This window comes from Aeromonas sp. Marseille-Q5825, from assembly GCF_946892685.1.
Lineage (GTDB): Bacteria > Pseudomonadota > Gammaproteobacteria > Enterobacterales > Aeromonadaceae > Aeromonas > Aeromonas rivipollensis.
In genome coordinates this window covers 609616-632337 of the sequence record NZ_CAMPOU010000001.1, presented here as the reverse complement: position 1 = coordinate 632337, position 22722 = coordinate 609616, and the positions used below count along the sequence as shown (strand labels likewise).

21 protein-coding genes and 2 tRNA genes are annotated in these 22722 nt (G+C 64.8%); 17 read left to right on the top strand and 6 right to left on the bottom strand.

The window, feature by feature from the left end:
• Nucleotides 1–32 precede the first annotated feature (32 nt).
• Complete coding sequence (hpf, locus tag OC537_RS03005) at nucleotides 33–371, top strand: ribosome hibernation-promoting factor, HPF/YfiA family (RefSeq protein WP_005325604.1); 339 nt, start codon at nucleotides 33–35, stop codon at nucleotides 369–371.
• A gap of 75 nt (nucleotides 372–446) precedes the next feature.
• Here hpf and OC537_RS03000 read toward each other — a convergent pair whose 3' ends face one another.
• Nucleotides 447–956 (bottom strand): VC2046/SO_2500 family protein, encoded by a 510-nt coding sequence (locus tag OC537_RS03000; RefSeq protein WP_262109214.1) that lies wholly within the window; start codon nucleotides 954–956, stop codon nucleotides 447–449.
• A gap of 126 nt (nucleotides 957–1082) precedes the next feature.
• On the opposite strand from OC537_RS03000, the gene OC537_RS02995 reads away from it, so the two are divergent.
• Both OC537_RS02995 and OC537_RS02990 read left to right on the top strand, forming a co-directional pair.
• A tRNA-Tyr gene (locus OC537_RS02995) sits at nucleotides 1083–1167 on the top strand.
• 30 nt (nucleotides 1168–1197) lie between these two features.
• Nucleotides 1198–1282: transfer RNA gene (locus tag OC537_RS02990), tRNA-Tyr, on the top strand.
• Between the two features lie 122 nt (nucleotides 1283–1404).
• On the opposite strand, the gene OC537_RS02985 is transcribed toward OC537_RS02990, so the two are convergent.
• The gene (locus OC537_RS02985) at nucleotides 1405–5181 is read right to left on the bottom strand and encodes a translocation/assembly module TamB domain-containing protein (RefSeq protein WP_262109211.1); all 3777 of its coding nucleotides are present in this window, start codon (nucleotides 5179–5181) and stop codon (nucleotides 1405–1407) included.
• A 76-nt stretch (nucleotides 5182–5257) separates the two neighbouring features.
• Nucleotides 5258–7033, bottom strand: a complete 1776-nt coding sequence (locus OC537_RS02980) for an autotransporter assembly complex protein TamA (RefSeq protein WP_139745206.1) — start codon at nucleotides 7031–7033, stop codon at nucleotides 5258–5260.
• Nucleotides 7034–7562: 529 nt separating this feature from the next.
• On the opposite strand from OC537_RS02980, the gene OC537_RS02975 reads away from it, so the two are divergent.
• The 10 genes from OC537_RS02975 (at nucleotide 7563) to mltB (ending at nucleotide 17266) form a co-directional block, all read left to right on the top strand.
• Nucleotides 7563–7937: a hypothetical protein gene (locus tag OC537_RS02975; protein ID WP_025326375.1), complete on the top strand. Its 375-nt coding sequence runs from the start codon at nucleotides 7563–7565 to the stop codon at nucleotides 7935–7937.
• A 79-nt stretch (nucleotides 7938–8016) separates the two neighbouring features.
• Nucleotides 8017–8295: a peptidylprolyl isomerase gene (locus OC537_RS02970; RefSeq protein ID WP_005325619.1), complete on the top strand. Its 279-nt coding sequence runs from the start codon at nucleotides 8017–8019 to the stop codon at nucleotides 8293–8295.
• Between the two features lie 203 nt (nucleotides 8296–8498).
• Entirely contained in the window at nucleotides 8499–9209 is a 711-nt protein-coding gene (locus OC537_RS02965) for a DUF1499 domain-containing protein (protein ID WP_262109207.1), read from the top strand.
• The gene (locus OC537_RS02960; RefSeq protein ID WP_111911301.1) at nucleotides 9199–9780 is read left to right on the top strand and encodes a carboxymuconolactone decarboxylase family protein; all 582 of its coding nucleotides are present in this window, start codon (nucleotides 9199–9201) and stop codon (nucleotides 9778–9780) included. The genes OC537_RS02965 and OC537_RS02960 overlap by 11 nt, the downstream gene beginning before the upstream one ends.
• On the top strand, nucleotides 9777–11930 hold the full coding sequence (locus tag OC537_RS02955; protein WP_171275765.1) for an FAD-dependent oxidoreductase: 2154 nt from the start codon (nucleotides 9777–9779) through the stop codon (nucleotides 11928–11930). Before OC537_RS02960 ends, OC537_RS02955 begins: the two co-directional genes overlap by 4 nt.
• Before the next feature lie 18 nt (nucleotides 11931–11948).
• The gene (locus tag OC537_RS02950; RefSeq protein ID WP_262109203.1) at nucleotides 11949–13121 is read left to right on the top strand and encodes an ABC transporter substrate-binding protein; all 1173 of its coding nucleotides are present in this window, start codon (nucleotides 11949–11951) and stop codon (nucleotides 13119–13121) included.
• A gap of 3 nt (nucleotides 13122–13124) precedes the next feature.
• The gene (locus OC537_RS02945) at nucleotides 13125–14780 is read left to right on the top strand and encodes an ABC transporter permease (protein ID WP_262109201.1); all 1656 of its coding nucleotides are present in this window, start codon (nucleotides 13125–13127) and stop codon (nucleotides 14778–14780) included.
• Nucleotides 14781–14782: 2 nt separating this feature from the next.
• Entirely contained in the window at nucleotides 14783–15445 is a 663-nt protein-coding gene (locus OC537_RS02940; protein ID WP_262109199.1) for an ATP-binding cassette domain-containing protein, read from the top strand.
• On the top strand, nucleotides 15438–16040 hold the full coding sequence (locus OC537_RS02935; protein ID WP_262109197.1) for a CDP-alcohol phosphatidyltransferase family protein: 603 nt from the start codon (nucleotides 15438–15440) through the stop codon (nucleotides 16038–16040). Before OC537_RS02940 ends, OC537_RS02935 begins: the two co-directional genes overlap by 8 nt.
• A gap of 128 nt (nucleotides 16041–16168) precedes the next feature.
• Complete coding sequence (mltB, locus tag OC537_RS02930; protein WP_139745993.1) at nucleotides 16169–17266, top strand: lytic murein transglycosylase B; 1098 nt, start codon at nucleotides 16169–16171, stop codon at nucleotides 17264–17266.
• A 45-nt stretch (nucleotides 17267–17311) separates the two neighbouring features.
• Here mltB and OC537_RS02925 read toward each other — a convergent pair whose 3' ends face one another.
• Entirely contained in the window at nucleotides 17312–17794 is a 483-nt protein-coding gene (locus OC537_RS02925; RefSeq protein ID WP_262109194.1) for a MarR family winged helix-turn-helix transcriptional regulator, read from the bottom strand.
• Between the two features lie 94 nt (nucleotides 17795–17888).
• Between OC537_RS02925 and OC537_RS02920 the strand changes: the two genes are divergently transcribed.
• A complete protein-coding gene (locus tag OC537_RS02920; RefSeq protein ID WP_262109192.1) occupies nucleotides 17889–18770 on the top strand; it encodes a DMT family transporter in 882 nt (293 codons plus the stop codon).
• A gap of 84 nt (nucleotides 18771–18854) precedes the next feature.
• Here OC537_RS02920 and pgm read toward each other — a convergent pair whose 3' ends face one another.
• Both pgm and seqA read right to left on the bottom strand, forming a co-directional pair.
• A complete protein-coding gene (gene pgm, locus OC537_RS02915; RefSeq protein WP_262109190.1) occupies nucleotides 18855–20504 on the bottom strand; it encodes a phosphoglucomutase (alpha-D-glucose-1,6-bisphosphate-dependent) in 1650 nt (549 codons plus the stop codon).
• A 54-nt stretch (nucleotides 20505–20558) separates the two neighbouring features.
• The gene (seqA, locus tag OC537_RS02910) at nucleotides 20559–21065 is read right to left on the bottom strand and encodes a replication initiation negative regulator SeqA (RefSeq protein WP_262109188.1); all 507 of its coding nucleotides are present in this window, start codon (nucleotides 21063–21065) and stop codon (nucleotides 20559–20561) included.
• A 288-nt stretch (nucleotides 21066–21353) separates the two neighbouring features.
• Between seqA and OC537_RS02905 the strand changes: the two genes are divergently transcribed.
• From OC537_RS02905 to ybfE, 3 genes are read left to right on the top strand one after another with little or no spacing between them, the layout of a single operon-like run.
• Nucleotides 21354–22118: an alpha/beta fold hydrolase gene (locus tag OC537_RS02905; protein ID WP_262110544.1), complete on the top strand. Its 765-nt coding sequence runs from the start codon at nucleotides 21354–21356 to the stop codon at nucleotides 22116–22118.
• 55 nt (nucleotides 22119–22173) lie between these two features.
• Nucleotides 22174–22395, top strand: coding sequence for a DUF2788 domain-containing protein (locus tag OC537_RS02900; protein WP_106887376.1), 222 nt, complete (start codon nucleotides 22174–22176; stop codon nucleotides 22393–22395).
• 20 nt (nucleotides 22396–22415) lie between these two features.
• Entirely contained in the window at nucleotides 22416–22712 is a 297-nt protein-coding gene (gene ybfE, locus OC537_RS02895; RefSeq protein ID WP_005325670.1) for a LexA regulated protein, read from the top strand.
• The last annotated feature ends 10 nt before the right edge of the window (nucleotides 22713–22722 follow it).

Sequence of the window (22722 nt, the reverse complement as noted above, 5' to 3'; positions counted from 1 at the left end):
GACACAAGCAAGACGACCCGAAGGGGGCCAATATGAAAATCGAAATGACCAGTAAAATCATCGACATTACCCCAGCCATCCGCGAGCGCATTGAATCCCGTTTTGAAAAGCTCGAGCGTCTTCAGGTGCCTCTTATCACACCCCATGTGATCATCTCCAAAGAGCGTTTGATGTATATCGTCGAAGCCACCGCCGGCATTCCCAACGGCAAGTTGTTTGCGCAGGCAGAGCACGAGGATCTGTATGCCGCCATCACGGATCTGGGCCAGAAGCTGGAGCGTCAGCTCAATCGTCATATCGAGAAACCCCTCGCCCGCCGCGCGGCTGTCGTAGGCAAGGACGTTCCCGAGGTGGACGAAGCCGACGCTTAATCCCGGTTATCCCATCCATTGCGCAAAAAGGCGGGTCATCCCGCCTTTTTGCATCTTCTCCCTGCGCCTCTGGCATCAGGCCAGCCAGCGCAAGCGAGCATCCACCCCTCGCGTCAAATCCTCCAGCAACGGCAGCATCAGCAAGGGATCCTCCCCTCTGGGCTGGGAGGCCAGCTTGCCCTGCCAGCGTTCGCGCCCGAGCGCCGACAGATTGTCATACACGGCGGGATCCAGCGCCGGTGTCCGGTTGACCAGCGCAGGGGATCGCAGCGCCAGCCAGAGCCGCACATCGGCCATGCAGCCCCCCTGCTGCAGCCGCTCGTTGAGTGCCCAGGCGTCGGCGTCCCCCGGCTCGCCCTGCAAATCGGCTTGGGGCATCAAACCGAAACGGGTGCGCCATGCCTGCGCTTGCGGTGCCGCCGCCGGAGCGGCCCCAAACCAGGGTTGCTCCTCGACCGCGTCGGTCAGCAGCGCCAGGTGCAGCCTGAAGTCGGCCCTGTCCCCCTGGCGGAGATCCTGGTTGAGCCGCTGGCCCAACTGGGCTTCATCGACGAGCAGGCGATCACGAATGGCACTGGGCAGCATGGGATAAATCTTGGAAATGAGGGTTTCATTGTTTATCGGCCGTCAACCCAATCCTTTAAGCATTAAAAATCCCTGCCAAGGGGTTCACAAGCGCGACAGATCTGTTAGTATGCGGCTCGCACTTGGGGAGGGGTTCCCGAGCGGCCAAAGGGATCAGACTGTAAATCTGACGGCTCTGCCTTCGAAGGTTCGAATCCTTCTCCCTCCACCATTCAAGTGCAACAATCAGGTCATACCCCGTGGAGGGGTTCCCGAGCGGCCAAAGGGATCAGACTGTAAATCTGACGGCTCTGCCTTCGAAGGTTCGAATCCTTCTCCCTCCACCATCATTCAGAAAACCCGGCCTGGCGCCGGGTTTTTGCTTTTCCGGGTCATCTCGCTCCCGTCCCGCCAGACAGCGCCATGAAAAATGGGAGGCCAAGGCCTCCCGTTTTCATGCTCATTCCCTTCACAGGGTGAAGCGATAGAAGATGTCTACCGCCTGGGCCACCCCGCTCATGGCCTGCAGATAGAGTCTGGGCATCAGCTCGTAGCGCAGCTTGAACTCGGCGATGGGGCTGAATACCCCGACGCCGTACTGGAACTGCAAGCCGGGCAGCAGGTAGGCCGACAGGGTCACCTGGGTATCGTCGCCGCTCCCTGCGGTGTCGAGGGCCACATCGCTCATGCCAAGGGACTCCCCGATACTGGAGACCACGCCACTCGCCTGACTCACCGCCCCCGCCACCAGCAGGCCGTTGAAGCCGCCATCCTCGCCACTGGTCTGCAGCCCCTTGCCACGCAGCAGATAAGAGAGCTGCTCGGACTGCGCCATCTGCGGCTCGGAATAGACGGTGATCTTCGGCTTGGCCGCCGGCCCCGTCACCCGGACCCCGACGGTGACGTTGTCCTCTATGGTGTCGGGATCCCGGTAAGTCTCAATGTTGAGATAGGGCTGGTCGATGGGGCCGGAGAAGAGGATCCGCCCCTCCTTGATGATGAGGTTCTGACCGTAGGCCTTGAAGCGCCCATCCTTGAGCTCCAGCTGACCATTGCCCGACAGCGGCTTGGAGGGCTCCTGGCGAATGCCGAGCGCCCCCGTCACCTTGGTCTTGAGCCCCATGGCCTCCAGCCGGACATCGTCGCCGAGCCGGATGGCGAGCTTGATCTCCATCGGCAGGGGCGCCGTCTTGGGCACGGGCGGCAGATCGTCATAGATGACGGTCACGTCATCGGAGACCGCCACCGCACTCTCCGGCAATGTCTTGACCAGGATCCGCGACCAGGGGATGTCCACCTGACCGCTCACCCTGGTCTCCTCCCCCAGGGAGATGGCGATGTCAGGTGTCACCCTGACCCGACCCATGCCCGGGTACTGAGCTTCCAGATCCTTGCCCTGGATGGTGAGGCTGCCGGTCACCGGCAGGCTGGCCCAGCTCAGCCATCCCCCCAGCGCGAGCGGCCCCTTGCCAACCAGCATGGAGCCGTCGAGTTCGGCCCGGTTGCCGTTTATCTTGAGGCGGGTCACCAGCTTGGAGAGCGTCACCATGTCGGAGTGGGTCTGCACCTCCCCCTCCAGCAGGTTCAGCTCACCGTACAGCAGGGGCGCGGCCAGGGTGCCATCGAAGCGGGCATCCGCCGAGATGACGCCCTGCAGGGAGCGCACCTCAGGGATCAGGGGGGCAAAGGTCGCCAGCTTGAGGTCGTCAAACTTGAGCTGACCCGACAGCAGGCCGCGGCCCGCAGGCTCCTTTATCAGCAGATCTGTGTCTATGTTGCCTATCTGCTTGGAAGCGAAATCGAGCCGGATGGCGGCCTGCTGACGTTCGAAATCGACCCCGAGCTCCAGGCGCTGGTACTCCGTCTTGATCTCGTCGGCCACCAATGTACCCGGCGTGGTGCTCACCCTGGCATGCAGGGTCGGCTGATTGCCGCGCCAGCTGGCGCGGCCGTCGGCCGACAGCACCGCCTGCCAGCGGAAGTTGTCCGGCAGCCAGGGGCGCAGCCGCTTGAGATCGAATTCGTTCAGGGCAAACTCCAGGCTACCCTGGGCGGCGGAGACCTGGCTGCCCTTGACGCAGAGGCTGGCCCCCTGGGAACCCAGACAGAGATCCCCCATGGTCAGCTGTTGTCTGGGCAAGTCCAGATCCAGGGACCAGGGTGCGGCCAGCGTCCAGCGTTTGAACGGGGTCTTGACCTTGAGCTCAGAGAGGGCGCCGCGCCAGCGATCCCCGCGCAGGCTGCCATTCAGGCTCAGATCGGCGGCCACCGGATCCCCCTTCATGGTCAAGGTGAGCCTGTGGCGATCGAGATCGCCGCTCAGGTTCAGGGCTATCTGGGAGAGCGTCGTCGTCCCCTGCACCAGGCTCGCCACCGTCAGGGCCAGCTCGCCGGCCGGCTTGTCCCCCACCAGGGCGTTGCCCTTGATGACAGTCTCCTTCAGCACGGTTCCGGCATAGGAGAGGCGGCTCGAAACCAGATCCGCATTCACCCTCGGCGCCTGCTGGCTGCCGCTAAGGCGCACCTGCCCTTTAAGGTCGCCACCAAGGCCGGGATAGATGCCGCCAAGCTTGGGGGCATCTATCTGCGCATCCAGCTTCCAGGCCTGGGCGGTGAGCGCCCCCTTGGCCTGCAACTGGTTGGGGCCGCTTTGCAGCGCCAGGGCCGGGATGGTCCACTCCATCTTGTCGTTGCCGCTGAGGGCGCCTTTGAGCGCCAAGGGATACTGGTTGAGCTTGCCCTCGACCCTGAGCTCCGGCAGCGCCAGCTGCCAATGGCCCGCCTCGTCAAGCTCGAAGCGGCTGGCTATCTTGCCCGCCAGCTTGCCCTTGATCTCGGGCACCAGCTCGGCCGGGTTGATCTCCTTGAATTCGGTGGTCCCCTGCCACTGGACGCCCTTGCGCCAGGCGAGCTTGCCATCGAGCTTGAGCTCCCCCTTCAGGGCATTGAGTAGCAGCTCGACACGGCTCAGCTGGCCGAGATCCCCCTTGCCCGAGAGCGCCAGCTTGAAGGGGGGCAGATCCGTGCCCTTGCCGGCGGTCTTGAGTGCAAACTGATAGCCCGAGAGCTTGCCCTTGGCGCTCAGGCTGCCCTTGTCCAGCCGATAGCTGGGTTCGTCTTTGGCTGGTTTGTGCAGCGGCCAGCCGAGGCTCTTCCAGTCCAGCGCCAGATCGAAGGGCAAGTCGGGATCCAGCGTCGCCAGCGTCCCCTTGAGGTTGGCGCTCACCGGCCCCTTGGCCTTGAGCAACAGCCCCAGCTTGCCCACGGAGCCATCCAGGGTCAGGTTCGCCTGCTCCCCCTTGAGCTCACCGTCCAGCAACCCCTTGCGCGCCTTGGCCTCCAGGGTCAGGGCGAGGGGATAATCCGAGGTCAGAGTGACATGGCCCTTGAGCGCCAGATCCGCCATGGCGTGGCGCAAGGAGAGCTCCCGCACGTCGATGCGCGCATCCTGGGCACGGGCCGACAACAGCAACTTGTCGAGCCCCTCGATGAGCTCCCCCTGCTGATAGCGCACCCGGGTCGCCGTCAGGCCTTCCAGCTGGATAGGGAATGGCAGACGGATCTCGGGCAGCGCTATGGGGGCTGCCGCCTCTGGCTTCGCCTTGGCGGTCTCGCTCTCCTTGGGGTCGGCTTTGGCCTTGGCTGCGCCCTGCGCCTTGGCCGTCTTGCTGGCGGCCGGCTTGGCTGCCTCGTCGGCAGGAGGGGCCTCGGCCAGGGTCACGTTCAGGCCATCGAGCACGGGCCCGCGCACTATGAGCCCCTTGCGATCCAGGGTGGCGCCTATCTCCAGATCCTTGAGGGTCACCCCCACCCCGGGGACGGCCAGATCCAGATCCGTCACCTTGAGGCTGTCCACCTGGATGCGCAGTGGCAACGGGCGCCAGACGAAGGGCTCGGTGGGCTCTTCCGGCACAGGCTCAGCGTCGGCGACCTTCACCACAGGGTGGGTGACCGTCAGGGATTTGATCCAGAGCTTGCCCTGCAGCAGCTTGCCGAGATCCCAATCCAGCACGGCCCGCTCGACGGTGACATCCACCAGCTCGTCCTGCCAGCCGACCCCTTCCAGGGTCCAGCCATAGCCGAGCTGGCCCGCCACCAGCTCCCCCTTGAGGGAAGGCAGCGCCCCCCTGGCCTGCTGCCACAGCCACTTGTTGCCCTGATGGGTAAAGCCCAGCAGGCTGACACCGATGAGCAGCAGGAAGAAGAGCCCCATGAGCCACAAGAAAATACGCTTTACCCAGATCACAGCGCAGACCCCCGAGAAAGAGGCAGCCGCAGCGGCCAGGAGAGAGAACAAAGAGGATGAGTGGGTTCAAACCGGATCATAATTCAGGCCCCAGCGCGAAATGCAGCCGCAACGGCTTGTCCTCCTCGGAAATGGCCACCGCCAGATCCAGCCTGACCTGACCTATGGGCGTCACCCAGCGCACCCCGACCCCGGTGCCTATCTTCCAGGCCTCGCTGTAGTCGACGGTGGCCGTGCCGCCATCCACGAACAGGGCGCCGAGCCACTTGTCGCTGAAGCGGTAGTTGTACTCCAGGCTGCCCACGCTGGTGTAGCGCCCGCCGGTGAGCTTGCCATCTTCGTCCTTCGGCGAGACCGTCTCATAGCCGTAGCCACGTATGGTCTGATCGCCACCGGTGAAGAAACGCAGGGAGGGAGGAACCAGCGAGAAGTCATCCCCTATGATGGCCCCCTGCTCGACCCGCATCAGGAAGCGGTGATCCTGCCCCAGGGTGCGCAGCCACTTGCTGCGCCCCCATACCCGCATGAAGTTGATGTCCGAGCCCCAGTAAGGGCTGGAGAATTCCGTCGTCAGTTGCTGACGATCCCCCCAGTCCGGCACCAGACCGCCGCGCACCCGCAACCGCGACCAAGAGACCCCGGGGATCAGCAGCAGACTGTTCCCCTCGTCGTTACCCTGCACGTAGCGCTCGTTCTCCAGCCGGATGAAGACGTCCCTGTCCCAGCTCTCCGGCCGCCGCTTCCAGCGGTGCACCCCCAAGGTGGCCAGATCGGATCGGGTATCGTTGTTGTCTGTGTACTGGTAGCCGGCCTGCAGGGAGTAGTAGTCCCGCAGCGGGTTGCCGACCGGGATCTGGTAATCGAAACTGAGCTCCGCCTCCGGGGCCGAGACCTTGGCGGTGCTGGAGAGGCTGTGGCCATAGCGATTGACCCAGGGCTTCTCCCAGGTGGCACTCAGGCGCGGCCCCACGTCGGTGGCATAGCCGATACCGGTTTCGATCTCGTGGTCGACCCGGTTCGAGAGGGTCACCTGCACCGGCACCCGATTGCCCTCGGCCTGGCTGATCATGGGTTTGATGTCCACCTGCTTGAACAGCTTGGTGGAGGAGACGTCCTGGGACATCTCGGCCAGCCGGATCGCCAGATAGGGGTCGCCACTCTTGATGTTGATGAGCGGCCGGATGAGGCGCAGGGCCTCCGGCGTCGCATCGTAGTGGATCTCGCCGAAGTGATAGCGGGGACCGGAGCGGAACAGGATATAGATCTCGGCCTTGCCCTGATCCGGGAAGACCTTCACCTGGCTCTTGCTGATCTTGGCGTCAAAGTAGCCCCGCGCCAGCCCCAGGCTGCCGAGATCCGCCTTGATGGACTCGTACTTGCCGTGGTTGAGGGGATCCCCCTCCTTCAGGGGCAGCTTGTCCAGCAGCTCGCTGTAGACCTCGTCGCTGCCCGCCTCCCCTTCCAGCAGAATATCGAGGCGCGAGATGAGCACTGGCTCCCCCCGCGCTATCTCGATCACCACCTTGGCGGGGGATTTCTTGTCGCGCTTGAGGGTTACCTTCGGCTGGTAGTAGCCATAGACCTGCAGGGCTTTTTGCACGCTCTCGGTGATCTTGGCGCGGGCGGGACGATACTGGCGCTCCTGGTAGACCGGCAGGGCATTGAGATAGGCCTCGACGTTATCCTTCTGCTCCCCCTTGATGCCCTTGATCTGATAGGTCAGCTTGGCCGCCATGGCGGGGGTCACCAGCAGCCACAGACAGAGGGCGAGCAGCAAGGTACCGAGCCCACGGCGACCGGTTCGCCCGGGTGAGCTGAACCCGGCAGGCAAAATAGGATGGCATCCTGTCAAACGTCAATTTCCCCGAATAACATAAGTAAAAAACTGTTCGATTTAGAATGATAATGGGGCTCACCCCAGGCGAGCGCGGCTCATCCTAGCATAACCGCAGTCGCGAAATCCCCCTCTCCCCCTGGGCTGGCGTCCTCTTCCGGGGCCGGCTTTCACTGGGGTCTGACAGGGAAAACAGCCCGCCAGCGGGGGAAAGTGCGCACTCTCCCGGCAAGGGGCGTACAAAAAAACGGCACTCAAGTCCGATGCCAGCGGTTCATTCCCGTCGCCGCCCGCGGCGCTGCAGTGCTCGCCACGCGACAGCCCCTGTCGGACGGCCCCGGACCTTGAGACCCCGGATGCCCTGGCAGGCTTGACATCATCGTCTGGCGCCCCCATTGCCATATCCTGCTATTGAACAGGAAAATAAGTTTAAATCAACAACTTGAATAGGTGGCACTAAAGCTTCGTTCAATCCAATCGATTTATCCCGCTGCCACTGCTTCCTTCCCTGCCCCACACTGATGTCATCAATCGCAGGAGAGATCCCATGCCCTTACGTAGCGAACAACTGGCTGACTACATAGCCGACAGACTCGAATTCGTCACCTTCCTGGCCTGTTGCAGTGCCCTGCTGGCCCTGTTGACCGGCATGAACGGCCAGCAGGCCCTGGCCTTCACCGCCCTCAACCTGCCCTTCGGTCTCGCCCTGCTGCTGGGGCTGGCCATACTGGCGCCGCTGCCGGCCCACTGGCGCCTGCCCGGGATAGCCCTGCTGCTGGTCGGCGGCGCCCTGCTCACCCTGCAGCTCGGTGGCGACTGGCTCAATCCCCTAGCCATCTGGAGCCTCTACGCCCTGCTGGGACTGGAGATCCTCTGGCAGTCTCGCCCCAGAGCGCGTCTGGCGACCCATACCCGCGGCTGATGTGCCGCCGGCGGGGCTGACGCGCGCGCCGAATTGGAGTACCCTTGCGCCCCCTTTACCCTCGCCGAGGAGCGTTTCGATGAAAAAAGCCTGTGCCCAGCACATCCTGGTCAAGACCGAGAAAGAGTGTCTCGAGATCAAGGAAAAACTCGCCAAGGGTGCCGACTTCGGCCAGATGGCCAAGCGCTTCTCCACCTGCGCCTCCGCCAAGCGCAGCGGCGATCTGGGGGAGTTCTCAAAGGGGGACATGGTCAAGTCCTTCGACGATGCCGTCTTCAAGGGGGAACTCCTGACCGTGCTGGGGCCGGTGCGCACCAAGTTCGGCTTCCACCTCATCAAGGTGCTCTACCGCAACTGAGGGCAGGCACCCTTACCCGTGTCCCCTCTGCCCTGACAAGGGCGCCTGCCGGCTCCCTGCCCGGCCGGGCCCTGGCCACCGCCCTGCCGCCCCTGCGTGCAGGGCGGCAAAAAGCGCCAAGATAAAGATAATTTACTAACGTTATCAGGTAATTAAGTTTATCCTTCTGGGCATTACTCCATCATAACCAGTGGATCCTGCATATGCACAGCTATTTGTGGTGGCCCCTGCTGGCCTGGTTGTTGCCCCTGGGGGGCGCCCTCGGCAGCCGGGCTCATCTCTGGCCCTGGTGGGTCGGTTTCGCCCTCTGCCTCGCGAGCGCCCTGATAAGTCTCTGGCTCCTGCTGCGCCTGCCCTGGCGCTACCGCAGCTCCCCCTGTCTGTGGGCCTATGCCTGGGGCATAGCCCCCCTGCTGCTGCCCCTGCTGTTTGTCATTCAGGCGCTGCGCTCGCCCCTCACCAACGACGTCAGCACGGATCCCCATCATCCGCCCCGTCTGCTGTGGGCAGAGCAGCTGAGGACGGCGCAGGATCTCCCCGTCAATGCCCCCCCCTTGCAAGTTTTTCCCGGCGACCCCGGTCCTCTCTATACCCACGCCTCCCCGGCCGAGGTGCTCGCCGAGGCGGAGGAGCTGATGACGGAGCTCGGCTGGCGGGTACGCCCGGGCCCGGACGGCCTCGATGCCGTGGTCACCACCGGCTGGTTCGGCTTTGAGGATGATGTGGCGCTGCGGGTCTTTACGGGCCCCAAGGAGACCCGGGTCGACATGCGCTCAGCCTCACGCCAGGGGCGCAGCGATCTGGGGGTCAACCGGGGGCGGATCCTGAACTTCCTGAACCGGCTCAACGAACGGCTGGGGGGCGCCTACAAACCCAAGATGCAGAGACTCGACGAGGAACAACATGCGCATTGAGGTCAAGCCGGATCGGGAATATGCCTGGTTTATCCGCCCCTTTTTCTGGCTGCAGCAACGCAACTACGGTCAGGTGCTGATCCCGGGCAAATGCTGGGGTCGCTCACCGCGCCTGTTTGCCGCCGTCGCCACCCTCTACGGCGTCATCAACCGCAAGCGCTCCCCCATAGATCCCGTGCTGCGCTCTCTGGTGACGGTGCGGGTCTCCCAGCTCAACTGGTGCCGCTTCTGCGTCGACATCAATGCCATGACCCTCATCAAACGGGCGGGCTCCAGCGAGAAAGTGGAGGCGCTGGCCCAGTGGCGCACCAGTCCCTTGTTTGACGAGCGGGAGAAAGCAGTGCTCGACTACACCGAGGCCATGACCGGGCTGGATGGGGTGAGCGACGAGCAGGCCGCGCGCCTCAAGCCCTGGTTCGATGACGATGCCCTGGTGGAGCTGACCGGCCTCATCGCCTTCCAGAACATGTCGGCCAAGTTCAATGCCGCCCTCGACATAGCCCCCCAGGGCTTCTGCCAGTTGCCGGTGCAACCCGAGCGCCCGGCGCCCTCCGACAGGGAGCACCAATGAGCCGGGGCCGCCTGCTGCTGTTGCTGGTGATGGGGTGCCTGGTCGGCGCCTTCTTCGCCCTGGATCTCGATGCTTACCTCAGCCTCTCCCGGTTGCAGGCACACCAGGAGCAAGCCTCGGCCTGGGTGCAGGCCCACTTCGGCCAGGCGGCCCTGCTGTTCACCCTCCTCTACGTGGCAACCACAGCCCTCTCCCTGCCCGGCGCCAGCCTGCTGACCCTGGGGGGCAGCGCCCTGTTCGGCGTCGGTTGGGGGCTCTTGCTGGTCTCCTTTGCCAGCTCGCTCGGGGCCACCCTGGCCTTTCTCAGCGCCCGCTTCCTGCTGCGCGACTGGGTGAGCCGCCGCTTTGGGGATAAGCTGGCCACCTTTGAGGCCGGCATGGCGAAGGATGGTGCCTTCTACCTGCTGAGCCTGCGCCTCATCCCCCTCTTCCCCTTCTTTCTGATCAACCTGCTGATGGGGCTCACCCCCATCAGAGTCAGTACCTACTACTGGGTCAGCCAGCTCGGCATGCTGCCGGGCACCTTCGTCTACGTGCTGGCGGGCAGCGAGCTCGCCAGCCTCACCAGCACGGGCAATATCCTCTCCCCCGGCCTGGTGGCGGCCCTGACCCTGCTCGGCCTGATGCCCTGGCTGATGCGAGGGCTGCAACGCCGGCTCGCCCTGCGCCGGTTGCACGCCCCCTATCGCAAACCGGCTCGCTTCGACTACAACCTGCTGGTGATAGGCGCCGGTGCCGGGGGCCTGGTCACCAGCTACATAGCCGCCGCAGTCAAGGCCAGGGTGGCCCTCATCGAGCAGCACAAGATGGGGGGAGATTGCCTCAACACCGGCTGCGTCCCCTCCAAGGCGCTGATCCGAAGCGCCCGCTTCGCCTTTGATCAGCACAAGGCTGGCGAACTCGGCTTCAGCCCCAGCCAATCCCGGGCCGATTTTGCCGCCGTGATGGAGCGGGTGGCGACGGTGATCAAGGAGGTCGAGCCCCATGACTCGGTTGAGCGCTATCAGGGGCTGGGGGTGGAGTGCATTCAGGGCCGGGCCCGCTTCGTCTCCCCCTGGGAGCTGGAGGTGGACGGCAGGCGCCTTAGCAGCCGCCATATCGTGCTTGCCACCGGCGCCAGGCCCCTGGTGCCCAAGCTGCCGGGTCTTGAGCAGGTGCCCTACCTCACCTCGGACAGCCTCTGGCAACTGCGCGAACCTCCCCGCCACCTGCTGGTACTCGGCGGCGGCCCCATCGGCTGCGAGCTGGCTCAAAGCCTTGCCCTGCTCGGCATTCCCGTCACCCTGGTGGAGCTGGCCGACCAGCTGCTGCCCCGGGAAGAGCGGGAGGTGGCCGAGGCGCTGGCCGAACAGATGGCCCGCGACGGCGTGACCCTACTCACCGGCTGGCGGGCAGAGCGCGCCGACTATGAGCCCGCGGCCGAAGGCACCCTGCCTATCCGGCTGCAACTGCGCCGGGGCGATGAGATGCACCTGGTTGAGGGGGATCAGCTGCTGCTGGCCCTAGGCCGGGTGGCCAACGTGAGCGGCTTCGGGCTCGAAGAGCTGGGGGTGGAGCTGGCCTCCCGCGGCACTGTCAAGGTCGACGGCTTTCTGGCTACCAACTACCCCAGCATACTGGCGGTGGGGGACGTAGCGGGTCCTTACCAGTTCACCCACTTCGCCGCCCACCAGGCCTGGTATGCCGCCGTCAACGCCCTCTTTGGCCAGTTCAGGCGCTTCAAGGCGGACTATCGCGTGATCCCGGCGGCCACCTACACCAGCCCCGAGATTGCCCGGGTCGGTCTCAATCGCAAGGAGGCCGAGGCGCAAGGCATTCCCTTCGAGGCGACCCGCTTCGAATTGGCCGAGCTGGATCGCGCCATCGCCGACGGCGAGCGCCACGGTTTTATCGAGGTGCTGACGGTGCCGGGCAAGGACAGGATCCTCGGCGCCACCATAGTGGGCGCTCACGCCGGCGAGCGGATCGCCGAGTTTGTGCTCGCCATGCGCCACCGTCTGGGGCTTGGCAAGATCCTGGGCACCATACACGCCTATCCCACCCTGATGGAGGGGAACAAGTACCTGGCCGGTGAGTGGAAGCGGGCCCACCAGCCCACCCGCCTGTTGGCCCTGCTGGCCCGTTATCACAGTTGGCGCCGCGGCGCCTGAGCCCACGAGACCCTCATCATGTTCAAGACCCGGCTAAGCGCCCTGCTCCACCCCCTGCTCGTCGCAGCCCTCCCCCTGCTGCTGGCGAACCAGCTCCACGCAAGCCAGGAGGCCTGGCAGCAGACCCTCGCCGAGGCGAAGGGCCAGCGCGTCTATTTCAATGCCTGGGGCGGCAGCCCGGAGATCAACGCCTATCTGGTATGGGCCGGGCAGGAGCTGGCGCGCGACTATCAGGTCACCCTGGTGCAGGTGAAGGTGGATGACATAGCCCAGAGCGTCAGCCAGCTGCTGGCCAGCAAGCAGGCGGGCAAGACGTCGGGCGGCCCCATAGACCTGCTCTGGGTCAACGGGGAGAACTTCAAGGCGCTCAAGGAGCAGGGGCTGCTGGGAGCCCCCTTCACCGACGAGCTGCCGAACATGGCTCTGGTGGACACCAAGCTGCCGGTGCACGAGGACTTCACCCTGCCGGTCGCCGGGCTCGAGGCCCCCTGGGGCATAGGGCAGCTCAATCTGATGGTGAACGGCGACGAGGTGGGCACGCCCCCCAGCTCGGCGGCCGAGCTGCTCGCCTGGGCCAAGGCCCATCCCGGGCGCTTCACCTATCCCAAGCCGCCGCAATTTCATGGCTCCAGCTTTCTCAAGCAGATCTTGCTGGAGCTGACCGATGATCCCGCGCCACTGTATCGGGAGGCGAACGACGCCGACTTCACCCGCCTCACGGCCCCGCTCTGGGCCTGGCTCGATGCGCTTCACCCCGCGCTCTGGCGCAAGGGCAAGCTGTTCCCCACCAGCGCCGCCGAGACCGGGCAGTTGCTCGATGACGGCGAGCTGGCCATGGCCATCAGCTTCAACCCGGGCGAGGCCCAGAGTTCGGTGCAAAACGGCACCCTGCCCCTTGCGGTGAGGGCCGTTGCCATGAGCAAGGGGGCCCTGACCAACAGCCACTTCCTCGCCATCCCCTTCAACGCCAGCGCCCGGGCCGGTGCCAAGGTGGTGGCCAACTTCCTGCTGAGCCCCACCGCCCAGGCCCGCAAGGCGGATCCCGCCTTCTGGGGCGACCCCAGCGTGCTGCGCCAGGATGCCCTGCCCGGGAACAGTCAGCCGGCCCTGCGCTTCAAGGCGGTGGCCGAACCCCACCCCAGCTGGCAGACCCAGCTGGAAGCGGCCTGGGCCGAACGCTACGGCCACTAAACCATGAGCATCCGGCCCTGGCGCCTCCTCTTTCTCCTGCTGTGTGCCCTGTCGCTGGCCGCCCCTATCGCCGGCGGCCTGCTGCTCCTGCTGCTTGAAGGGCTGGCCAGGGGCCATGTCAGCCTGCTGCTCGCCCAGCCCGGGCTCTGGCACTCGGCAGGCTTGAGCCTCTGGGTGGCGGGCGCCTCCACCCTGGGGGCCCTGATCTTCACCGCCCTGCTGCTCGCCCAGGGGGAGGGGCGGCCCTGGATGCGCTGGCTTCGCCGCCTGCTCTCCCCCCTGCTGGCCCTGCCCCACGTCGCCTTCGCCATCGGCGTGGCCTTCCTGCTCGCCCCTTCCGGCTGGCTGCTGCGCCTGATCTCCCCCGCCCTCACCGGCTTTGAGTTGCCGCCCGACTGGCAGACCCTGAAAGATCCCTGGGGGCTCGGCCTTATCTTGGCGCTCATCTTGAAAGAGACCCCCTTTCTGCTGCTGATGGCGCTCTCGGCCCTCGACCCCGCCAGAGTCAGCCGCCAGCAGTGGCTGGGACAAACCATGGGCTTCAGCGGGCCGCAGATCTGGTGGCGCCTGCTACTGCCCGCGCTCTGGCCCGCCCTGCGCCTGCCCCTCTATGCGGTGGCGGCCTATAGCCTGGGAGTGGTGGATCTCGCCCTGCTGCTGGGGCCCGATGCCCCTGCCCCCCTGGCGGTGCGGCTCTGGCTCTGGTATCAGGACCCGGACCTCCAGTGGCGCGGGGCCAGCGCCAGCGGCGCCCTGCTGCTGCTGGTGCTCAACCTCCTGCTGCTCGCGGCCTTGCGGCTGCTGGAGTGGGGCCAGGGGGCGCTTGGCAAGGCCCGCTGGCTGAATGGGCGACGCGCCCCCGCCGCGCCCTGGCTGGCGCTAGTCGCCCGCACCGCCATGTGGGGACTGATCCTGACCAACCTGCTGGTGCTGGCCTCCCTGCTGCTCTGGTCCCTGGCCCGGCGCTGGTCCTTCCCCGCACTCTGGCCCAGCGAATGGAGCGGCCGTCACTGGCTGGAGCTGCTGCCCACCCTGGGGCCCCTGCTGTGGCAGAGCCTGTGGCTGGCCCTGCTCTGCTCTGCTCTCTCGCTGCTACTGGCGGTGCTCGCCCTGGAGGCACAACAGGGCCGCCGCACCCCTGACCGCCAGTGGCCGCTCTGGCTCATCTGCCTGCCGCTGCTGCTGCCCCAGGCCAGCCTGCTGTTCGGACTGCGCCTGCAGATAGACTGGCTCGGCGCCGTCGACGGCATAGGGCCGGGCTGGGTGCTCTGGAGCCAGCTGCTGTTCGTCTTCCCTTACGTCTATCTCTGCCTGCACGGCCCCTATCGCCAGTTCGACGATCGCCTCACCCGGGCGGCGCTCTCCCTCGGGGCCAGTCCCTGGCGCGCCTGGTGGCGGGTGAAAGGGCCGCTGCTGGCGCGGCCGCTGCTGTTCGCCTTCGGGGTAGGGGCGGCGGTGAGCCTGGCCCAATACCTGCCCACCCTGCTGTTCGGTGCGGGCCGCGTGGTCACCATCACCACAGAGGCGGTGGCCATCGGCAGCGGCCTCAACCGGCGACTGGCTGGCCTCTATGGCCTGCTGCAACTGCTGTTGCCACTCTTCATCTACGGCCTGGTGCTCTGGCTGCCCCGCCGTATCAATCCCGCACTGAGGCCTTGATCATGCTGCATACCACCGCGCTCACCCTCTACCTGGATGAGCAGCCCCTGCTGACACTGCCCCCCATGACGGTGGCCCCCGGCGAGGTACTGACCCTGATGGGCCCGAGCGGCTGCGGCAAGAGCTCCCTGCTGGCGGCCCTGGCGGGGGTGCTGCCCCCGGGGGGGCCTATCCGGCTGGCGGGGGAGATACGGCTCGGCGAGCGGCTGCTCACCCCCTTGGCGCCCCAGGTACGGCGCATCGGCATGCTGTTTCAGGACGACCTGCTGTTTGCCCATCTGACGGTGGCTGAGAACCTGATGTTCGGCATGCCGGCTCATCTCAAGGGGATGGAGGCGAGGCGGGCCTGCGCCCTGGAGGCGCTGGCAGAGGTGGGACTGGAAGGGCAGGCGGACAAGCTGCCGGGCCAGCTCTCCGGCGGTCAGAAGGCGCGCGTCAGCCTGCTGCGGGCCCTGCTGGCAGAACCAGAGGCCCTGCTGCTGGACGAGCCCTTCTCCCGGCTCGACAAGCCGCTGCGCGCGGCCTTCAGAACCCTGGTGTTCGAGCGGCTCAAGGCGCTGGGGATACCCGCCCTGCTGGTCACCCACGACGAGGAGGATGCCCCGGGGGCTATCCTCACCCTGACCACTCCCTGCTTGACCAAAGAGGACATAGACCTTGTTTGACCGCCATCTGATCCCCCTCATTCGCCGCCCCCTCCAGCTGCTGGCCGCCCCCCTGTGCCGGGCCGGGATCAGCGCCAACCAGATAAGCCTCACCGGCTTTGCCATCGGCATGCTGGCCTTGCCGCTGCTGGCGCTGGGATGGCACGGCTGGGCGCTGCTCGCCATCCTGTTCAACCGGCTGCTGGACGGCCTGGATGGGGCAGTGGCGCGCCAGAGCGGGATCACCGACTGCGGCGGCTTCCTCGACATCAGCCTCGACTTCATCTTCTATGCCGCCGTGGTGCTGGGCTTTGCCTTGAGCGACCCCGCCAACGCCCTGCCCGCCGCCACCCTGCTGTTCGCCTTCATGGGCACGGGCTCAAGCTTTCTCGCCTTTGCCATCATGGCGGGCAAGCGCGGCATCGAGAATCCCGTCTACCACCACAAGTCACTCTACTATCTGGGCGGCCTGACCGAGGGGAGCGAGACCATAGCCCTGTTCGTGCTGATGTGCCTCTGGCCCGCCGCCTTCGCCCCGCTGGCCTACGGCTTCGCCCTGCTCTGCGCCATCACCACCCTGACTCGGCTCTGGAGCGGCTACCACACCCTGCGTTGAGAGGGGGCGGGCCTGTCGGCGAATTCAGCGGCTGATGAATATGGGCCCCCGGCCCTGCACTGAGCACTTGCGCATGGACGCCAATGTTTTACCATGACGACACTCTTTTTCAGGCTCACGAGAACCGTATGCGTCGCCTTCTCCTCACCCTCTCCCTGTTCCCCCTGCTCTATGGCTGCAGCAGCACACCGGCCCCCAAGCCCGTGGTCAAGCCGCAGCCCCAGAGCGCCTTCATCAATCAGACGCCGCCGAGCAAACCCTTCTACCAGCAGGGGAGCGGCCAGGGAGTCAGCAAGGGAGACTTCGCCAACCGCACCAACGTGGACAACTTCGTGCAGCGCATGGTCGACAAGCACGGCTTTAACGGCGCCGAGCTGCACCGGGTGCTGGCCCAGGCGGAGCGCTACGACTGGATCATCCGGCTGATGGACGCCCAGGCGCCCACCACCACGCCGCCCACAGGGCCGACCGGCGCCTGGAATCGCTACCGCGCCAAGTTCATCACCCCGGACAATGTGCAAAACGGCGTCAGCTTCTGGCGTGAGTACGAGAGCGAGCTCAATCGGGCGCAGCAGATCTACGGGGTGCCCCCCGAGATCATCGTCGGCATCATAGGCGTGGAGACCCGCTGGGGCCGGGTGATGGGCAAGACCCGCATCCTGGATGCCCTGGCGACCCTGGCCTTCGACTACCCGCGCCGGGCGACCTTCTTCACCGGCGAGCTGGAGGCCTTCCTGGTGATGACCCGGGATGAGGGCATGGATCCCACCGAACCCAAGGGCTCCTACGCGGGCGCCATGGGCTATGGCCAGTTCATGCCGTCGAGCTTCCGCAGCTATGCGGTGGACTTCAACGGCAATGGCCACACCAATCTGTGGGATCCGGTGGATGCCATCGGCAGCGTGGCCAACTACTTCAAGGCCCATGGCTGGGAGAAGGGGCAACCGGTGGCGGTGCGCGGTCAGGGCCAACTGCCCGGCTATGAGCACGGCTTCCAGACCCGCTACCCGGTCGCCACCCTGCGCGGGGCCGGGCTTGCCCCCACAGGTTCGCTCGGCAACCACAAGGAGGCGAGCCTGCTGCGCCTGGATGTGGGCACCGGCTATCAGTACTGGTACGGACTGCCGAACTTCTACGCCATCACCCGCTACAACCACAGCACCCACTACGCCATGGCGGTGTGGCAGCTGGGTCTGGCGGTCAAGGACGCCAGAGGCGGTTATTGAAACCGCACCTTGCCAATGCAAAACGGGCCCCAGGGGCCCGTTTTGCTATTCGTTTTCCAGCAGCCAGCGCTTGAGCAGAGCGGCCAGCTGCCCCTGCTCCTCGTCCGTCAGCGGGGCCAGCAGGCGGCGCTCGTTCGCCACGTGGCGCTCCACCGCCTGGTCGACCAGCTCCCGCCCCGGCTCCGTCAGGCAGACCAAGAGGCTTCGCCGATCGCTCGGGGCGGCCTGGCGTTCGATCAAGCCCCGTTCTTCCAGTTTGTCGAGTCGGGCGGTCATGGCCCCCGAGCTCAGCATGGCGGACTGGTAGAGGGCGGTCGGGGTCAGCGGCTCACCGGCCCGGCGCAGGGTCGCCAGTATGTCAAAGTCCGAGCCCAGCAGGCCGCACCCCTTGAGCTCTTCACTCACCTCGCGCCCGGCGATGGCCGCCATGCGCGCCACCCGTCCCAGCACCCCCATGGGGGAGCAGTCGAGGTCCGGTCTCTGCCGTGCCCACTGGGCCAGCAACAGGTCTACATGATCACTATCCATTCCGGCTCCATTATCTTTTCGAAAAGATACTTGATAATAAACTAACTCGCGGCTAATTTATCTTTACTTCAAGATACTTCATTGCGAGACAACCATGCCACTGCTGATTGCCCTGCTCGCCCCCCTGCTCTGGGGCAGTACCTATGCCGTCGTCAGCCTCTACCTGACCGACTACTCCCCCTACTGGGTGGCCGTGTGGCGGGCGCTGCCGGCCGGTATACTGCTGTTGCTGCTCCATCCCCGCCGACCACCGCTCACCTGGAACCGGCAGTTCCTGCTGGCGTTTTGCAACATCACCGCCTTCTTTGCCCTGCTGTTCGTGGCGGCTTATCGCCTGCCGGGGGCGGTGGCGGGCACCCTGGGTGCCACCCTGCCCCTCGTCCTGATGGGGCTGGCCTGGTGGCAGGACGGCAAGCGACCCAGCCTGAAGTGGCTGCTGCTGGGTCTGATGGGGCTAGCGGGTGTGCTCCTGCTGCTCAACCCCTCCGCCAACCTGGATCCCGTCGGCGTGGCGTGCGCCCTGCTGGCCACACTGCTCATCGGCCAGTCCAGCCGCTGGATGCAGCGCTGGCCGGTGAGCGATCTGCTGGCGCTGACCGCCTGGCAACTGCTTCTCGGGGGCCTGATGCTGATCCCGCTCGCCTGGTGGCTGGCGGGCCCCATGCCGCTGCCGCAGCCAGCGAGTGCCCCCGGCCTGATCTGGCTTGTCCTGCTCAACACGGCGCTGGCCTACTGGGCCTGGCTCTGGGGGCTCAAGCGCCACGGCCCCGAGGTGATGGGCATGCTGGCCCTCACCAATCCCATGGTGGCTGTCTCCTTCGGCGTGCTGCTGGTGGGAGAGACCCTGGACGTTCGCCAGTGGCTCGGCATAGCGGTGATCCTGCTCTCCCTGTTCCTGATGAAGCTGCCGACCCGGCCTCTCTTCAAGGGCAGGCAGGCTGCCAAGGCTTGCCCCGACCAGCCGGGAAATGGCTGATCGGGCACCAGAACCCCACCTGACACCCAGCAAAAAGGAGCCAAGATGGCTCCTTTTTATGCGCTTCAAAAACTGGCCTCAGGCTCAGACGCCGGCCTTGGCCAGGGCCGCAGAGACTATCTGCTGGGCCTCCTGCTGAATGAGGTCCAGGTGCGCCTCGCCCTTGAAACTCTCCATGTAGATCTTGTAGATGGACTCGGTGCCGGAGGGGCGCGCCGCGAACCAGCCGTTCTCGGTCACCACTTTCAGGCCACCGATGGCGGCATCGTTGCCGGGCGCCTTGGTCAGCTTGGCGATGATGGGTTCACCCGCCAGGGTCGAGGCTTCTACCAGCGCGGGATCCAGCTTGGAGAGCACCGCCTTCTGGGCGCTGTTGGCGGGAGCGTCGATGCGGCGGTAGCTGGAGCGACCGAACTTGGCTTCCAGGGCGTCATAGTGGGCTTGGGGATCCTTGCCGGTGACAGCCAGGATCTCGGCAGCCAGCAGCGCCAGGATGAAGCCATCCTTGTCGGTGGTCCAGACGGTGCCGTCCTTGCGCAGGAAGGAGGCGCCCGCGCTCTCCTCGCCGCCAAAGCCAAACTCGCCGCTGTAGAGACCATCCACGAACCACTTGAAGCCGACCGGCACCTCTTTCAGGGTACGGCCTATCTCGCCGGCAACCCGGTCGATCATGGAAGAGGAGACCAGCGTCTTGCCGACGGCCGCCGCCTTGGGCCAGCCGGTTCTGTGGGTGAACAGATACTGGATGGCCACCGCCAGATAGTGGTTCGGGTTCATCAGACCCGCCTTGGTGACTATGCCGTGACGGTCGTAGTCGGGGTCGTTGCCAAGGGCGATGTCGAACTTGTCTTTCAGGGCAATCAGGCCCGCCATGGCGAACGGGCTGGAGCAGTCCATGCGGATCTTGCCGTCTTTATCCAGGGTCATGAAGGAGAAGGTCGGATCGACGCGATAGTTGACCACCTCGATGTCGAGATCGTAGCGCTTGGCGATCACGTCCCAATAGGCCACGCCGGAGCCGCCGAGGGGGTCCACCCCTATCTTGATGCCAGCCCGCTTGATGGCGGCCAGATCCAGCACGTTCTCGAGATCATCCACATAGGGGGTGACATAGTCGTGTTCGACCACGAACTCACTGGCCAGGGCCTCGGCGAACGGCATCCGCTTCACGCCAGCCAGGCCGGCTTCCAGAATGGCGTTGGCTCTGTCTTCCACCCACTTGGTGATCTCCCCTTCGGCAGGACCGCCGTGGGGCGGGTTGTACTTGAAGCCACCGTCTTCCGGCGGATTGTGGGACGGGGTGATCACCACGCCGTCAGCTCGCGCAGCCGGCTTGCCCGCGTTGTGGCGCAAAATGGCGTGGGAGATGACAGGGGTCGGCGTAAAGCCGAGGCCTGCCTGGATGCGGGTTTCGACGCCGTTGGCCGCCAGCACTTCCACCGCGCTGGAGAAGGCGGATTCAGAGAGGGCGTGAGTGTCCATGCCCACAAACAGCGGGCCCGTGATGCCGGCCTGCTGGCGATACTCCACCAGCGCCTGGGTCACCGCCAGAATATGGGATTCGGTGAAGGCGTTGTGCAGGGCGCTGCCCCGATGGCCGGAGGTGCCAAAGGCGACCCGCTGCTCGGGGCGGCTCATGTCCGGCTTGTTGAGGTAGTAGGCGCTGACCAGACGGGGAATGTTGGTCAAGTCGCTTAAACGGGCCGGCTGACCGGCGTGGGGATGCTGTGCCATGGCGTTTTCCTTGAGCAGAAGCCTTGCCCGGCAAGGCCTTGAGTCGTTGATGCGTTAAACGGTGCCGCACACCCGAGCGGTCAAATCCTCGTCATAACCCATGCTGGTCATCAGCTGGGCCACCATGTTCTGCTTGCGACTGGTGTTGGTGTTGGTGATGACCCAGAACGGGGTATCCGGCACCTGCTTGGGCTTGGTGGTGCTGCCACTGGCACGCAGCGCCTCGGGATCCTGGGAGAAATAGACGCGCTTGCGCCCCTTTATTTCGGTCGCCTGAGTGAAGCTCCCCGGGTTGTCCCGGTACAGGGTGCTGAGCACCAGCATGAAGCGGTTGATGGACTTCTCTTCTTTTTGCAGCTCGCCGGAATCGAGCAGGGCCTCCAGTCCCATAGCATCGGCCAGGGGCTGAGGCTGGGCCACAGGCGCGGCCGGCACTGTCGTCCCCGCCTTGACGGGTTGTTCCAGCAGACGGCGCAGGATATCGGAAGCACTCTCGCCGATGTGCCGGGTCTGGCTGGCGATAAAGAAGTAGAGATCGTCATCAAGCTCGATGGTTTTCATAGGGATGCGCTGGACTCGTCGAAATTCGGATGCGGCGATTATACATAGGCAGACCCGGCAGCCCAAGGGAGGGGCTGGCAGATGTGCATGAATCTCGGTGAGAATACGGCATAATGGCGGGCCAAGTGTGTGATCCCCCGCACTGATAGCCGATCCCGGGCCGTTTTTTTGGAAAAAAACCACAAAAAAATGCCCTTAGAGGAATGAAATCCTTTTCTTTCAGTGTGTTAAAAATCTGGCGAAACAGCCCACGACCGACAAGGTGTCATTTTGCAACAAAACTCATTATTGAATTTCAAGGATCAGGGACAAGGCCCTGTCGTCGTGCTGATCCACGGCCTGTTCGGCAGCCTGGACAACCTCGGCCTGCTGGCCCGCCCCCTGAGCGAACACTGCAGGATCATCAGCGTCGATCTGCGCAACCACGGTGCCTCCTTTCACTCGGATGAGATGAGCTACCCGCAGCAGGGAGCGGATGTGATCGCCCTGCTGGATCACCTGGCGCTGGACAAGGTATCCCTGGTCGGTCACTCCATGGGGGGCAAGGTCGCCATGCAGGTCGCCAAGCTGGCCCCTGCCCGGGTCGACCGGCTGGTGGTGGCCGACATAGCCCCGGTGGCCTACCCCCATGCCCGCCACCAGAATGTGTTTGCCGGACTCAACGCCACGCTGGCCAATCCCCCCCAGAGCCGTGCCGAGGCCGAGGCCCTGCTGGCCCAGTACGTCGAGATCCCCGGGGTGCGCCAGTTCCTGCTCAAGTCCTTCGCCAAAACCGAGGCGGGCTGGGCCTGGCGCTTCAATGTGCCAGCCCTTGAGCGCAACTACGCCAACATCATGGGCTGGCCCGACGACCAGACCCGCTTCGAGGGGCCGACCCTGTTCATCAAGGGGGGCGATTCCGACTATGTGCAGCCTCAATATACCGAGACTGTGATGGCACAATTCCCGGCCGCCAAGGCCCGTGTCATCGCCGGAACCGGCCACTGGCTGCACGCCGAAAAGCCGGTTTTGTTCAATAAACTGGTTGTGGATTTCCTGTCGACAGGCGGTTAACAGTTTCAAATCCTTTGTGATATAGTGCGCCCGTCATAAGGAGTGTGCGCAATCCATGCTGTATGAACATATCGATCTGATCGAGAGTCTGGGCCTGAAGCTGTTCTTCGTGGCCATCTTCCTGCTGATTGGTCTGGCCATTCACGACGTGCTCAAACGCGGCAACGTGCCCCGTTTCGGCCGCTTTATCGTCTGGCTGGTTCTGTTTCTGGGTTGCGCGGGTTTTGTCGCCAAGGGGCTGATCGAAATGGGCTGGGAAGGCTCTGGGATCGGCTAACTACTTTTCATCTGTGATGTATGGCCAAACAGCAAACTGATCGAACAACACTGGATCTGTTCGCAACTGAGAAGCGCCCCGGCAGGCCAAAGACCAATCCACTCCCCCGTGAGACCCAACTCAAGATCAACAAGCGCAACCAGCTCAAGCGCGATCGGGAGAACGGCCTGAAGCGGGTCGAGTTAAAGGTGGAGGCCGAATTGCTGGAGCGCCTGAACCAACTTGCGCTACAACAGAACGTCAGCCGAGCCGAGCTGATCCAATCTATCCTGAAGCAACAGATTGAGTCTGCGCATGCAGCAGGCATCGCAATCTGAACCGTTAAGC

Excerpts from the sequence above, each read along its gene's own strand:
- seqA (WP_262109188.1), bottom strand. The coding sequence starts at position 21,065 with ATGAAAACCATCGAGCTTGATGACGATCTCTACTTCTTTATCGCCAGC.
- pgm (WP_262109190.1), bottom strand. The coding sequence starts at position 20,504 with ATGGCACAGCATCCCCACGCCGGTCAGCCGGCCCGTTTAAGCGACTTG.
- OC537_RS02940 (WP_262109199.1), top strand. The coding sequence starts at position 14,783 with ATGCTGCATACCACCGCGCTCACCCTCTACCTGGATGAGCAGCCCCTG.
- mltB (WP_139745993.1), top strand. The coding sequence starts at position 16,169 with ATGCGTCGCCTTCTCCTCACCCTCTCCCTGTTCCCCCTGCTCTATGGC.
- OC537_RS02965 (WP_262109207.1), top strand. The coding sequence starts at position 8,499 with ATGCACAGCTATTTGTGGTGGCCCCTGCTGGCCTGGTTGTTGCCCCTG.
- OC537_RS02950 (WP_262109203.1), top strand. The coding sequence starts at position 11,949 with ATGTTCAAGACCCGGCTAAGCGCCCTGCTCCACCCCCTGCTCGTCGCA.
- ybfE (WP_005325670.1), top strand. The coding sequence starts at position 22,416 with ATGGCCAAACAGCAAACTGATCGAACAACACTGGATCTGTTCGCAACT.
- OC537_RS02945 (WP_262109201.1), top strand. The coding sequence starts at position 13,125 with ATGAGCATCCGGCCCTGGCGCCTCCTCTTTCTCCTGCTGTGTGCCCTG.
- OC537_RS02900 (WP_106887376.1), top strand. The coding sequence starts at position 22,174 with ATGCTGTATGAACATATCGATCTGATCGAGAGTCTGGGCCTGAAGCTG.
- OC537_RS02970 (WP_005325619.1), top strand. The coding sequence starts at position 8,017 with ATGAAAAAAGCCTGTGCCCAGCACATCCTGGTCAAGACCGAGAAAGAG.
- OC537_RS02920 (WP_262109192.1), top strand. The coding sequence starts at position 17,889 with ATGCCACTGCTGATTGCCCTGCTCGCCCCCCTGCTCTGGGGCAGTACC.
- hpf (WP_005325604.1), top strand. The coding sequence starts at position 33 with ATGAAAATCGAAATGACCAGTAAAATCATCGACATTACCCCAGCCATC.
- OC537_RS02975 (WP_025326375.1), top strand. The coding sequence starts at position 7,563 with ATGCCCTTACGTAGCGAACAACTGGCTGACTACATAGCCGACAGACTC.
- OC537_RS02960 (WP_111911301.1), top strand. The coding sequence starts at position 9,199 with ATGCGCATTGAGGTCAAGCCGGATCGGGAATATGCCTGGTTTATCCGC.
- OC537_RS02925 (WP_262109194.1), bottom strand. The coding sequence starts at position 17,794 with ATGGATAGTGATCATGTAGACCTGTTGCTGGCCCAGTGGGCACGGCAG.
- OC537_RS02955 (WP_171275765.1), top strand. The coding sequence starts at position 9,777 with ATGAGCCGGGGCCGCCTGCTGCTGTTGCTGGTGATGGGGTGCCTGGTC.
- OC537_RS03000 (WP_262109214.1), bottom strand. The coding sequence starts at position 956 with ATGCTGCCCAGTGCCATTCGTGATCGCCTGCTCGTCGATGAAGCCCAG.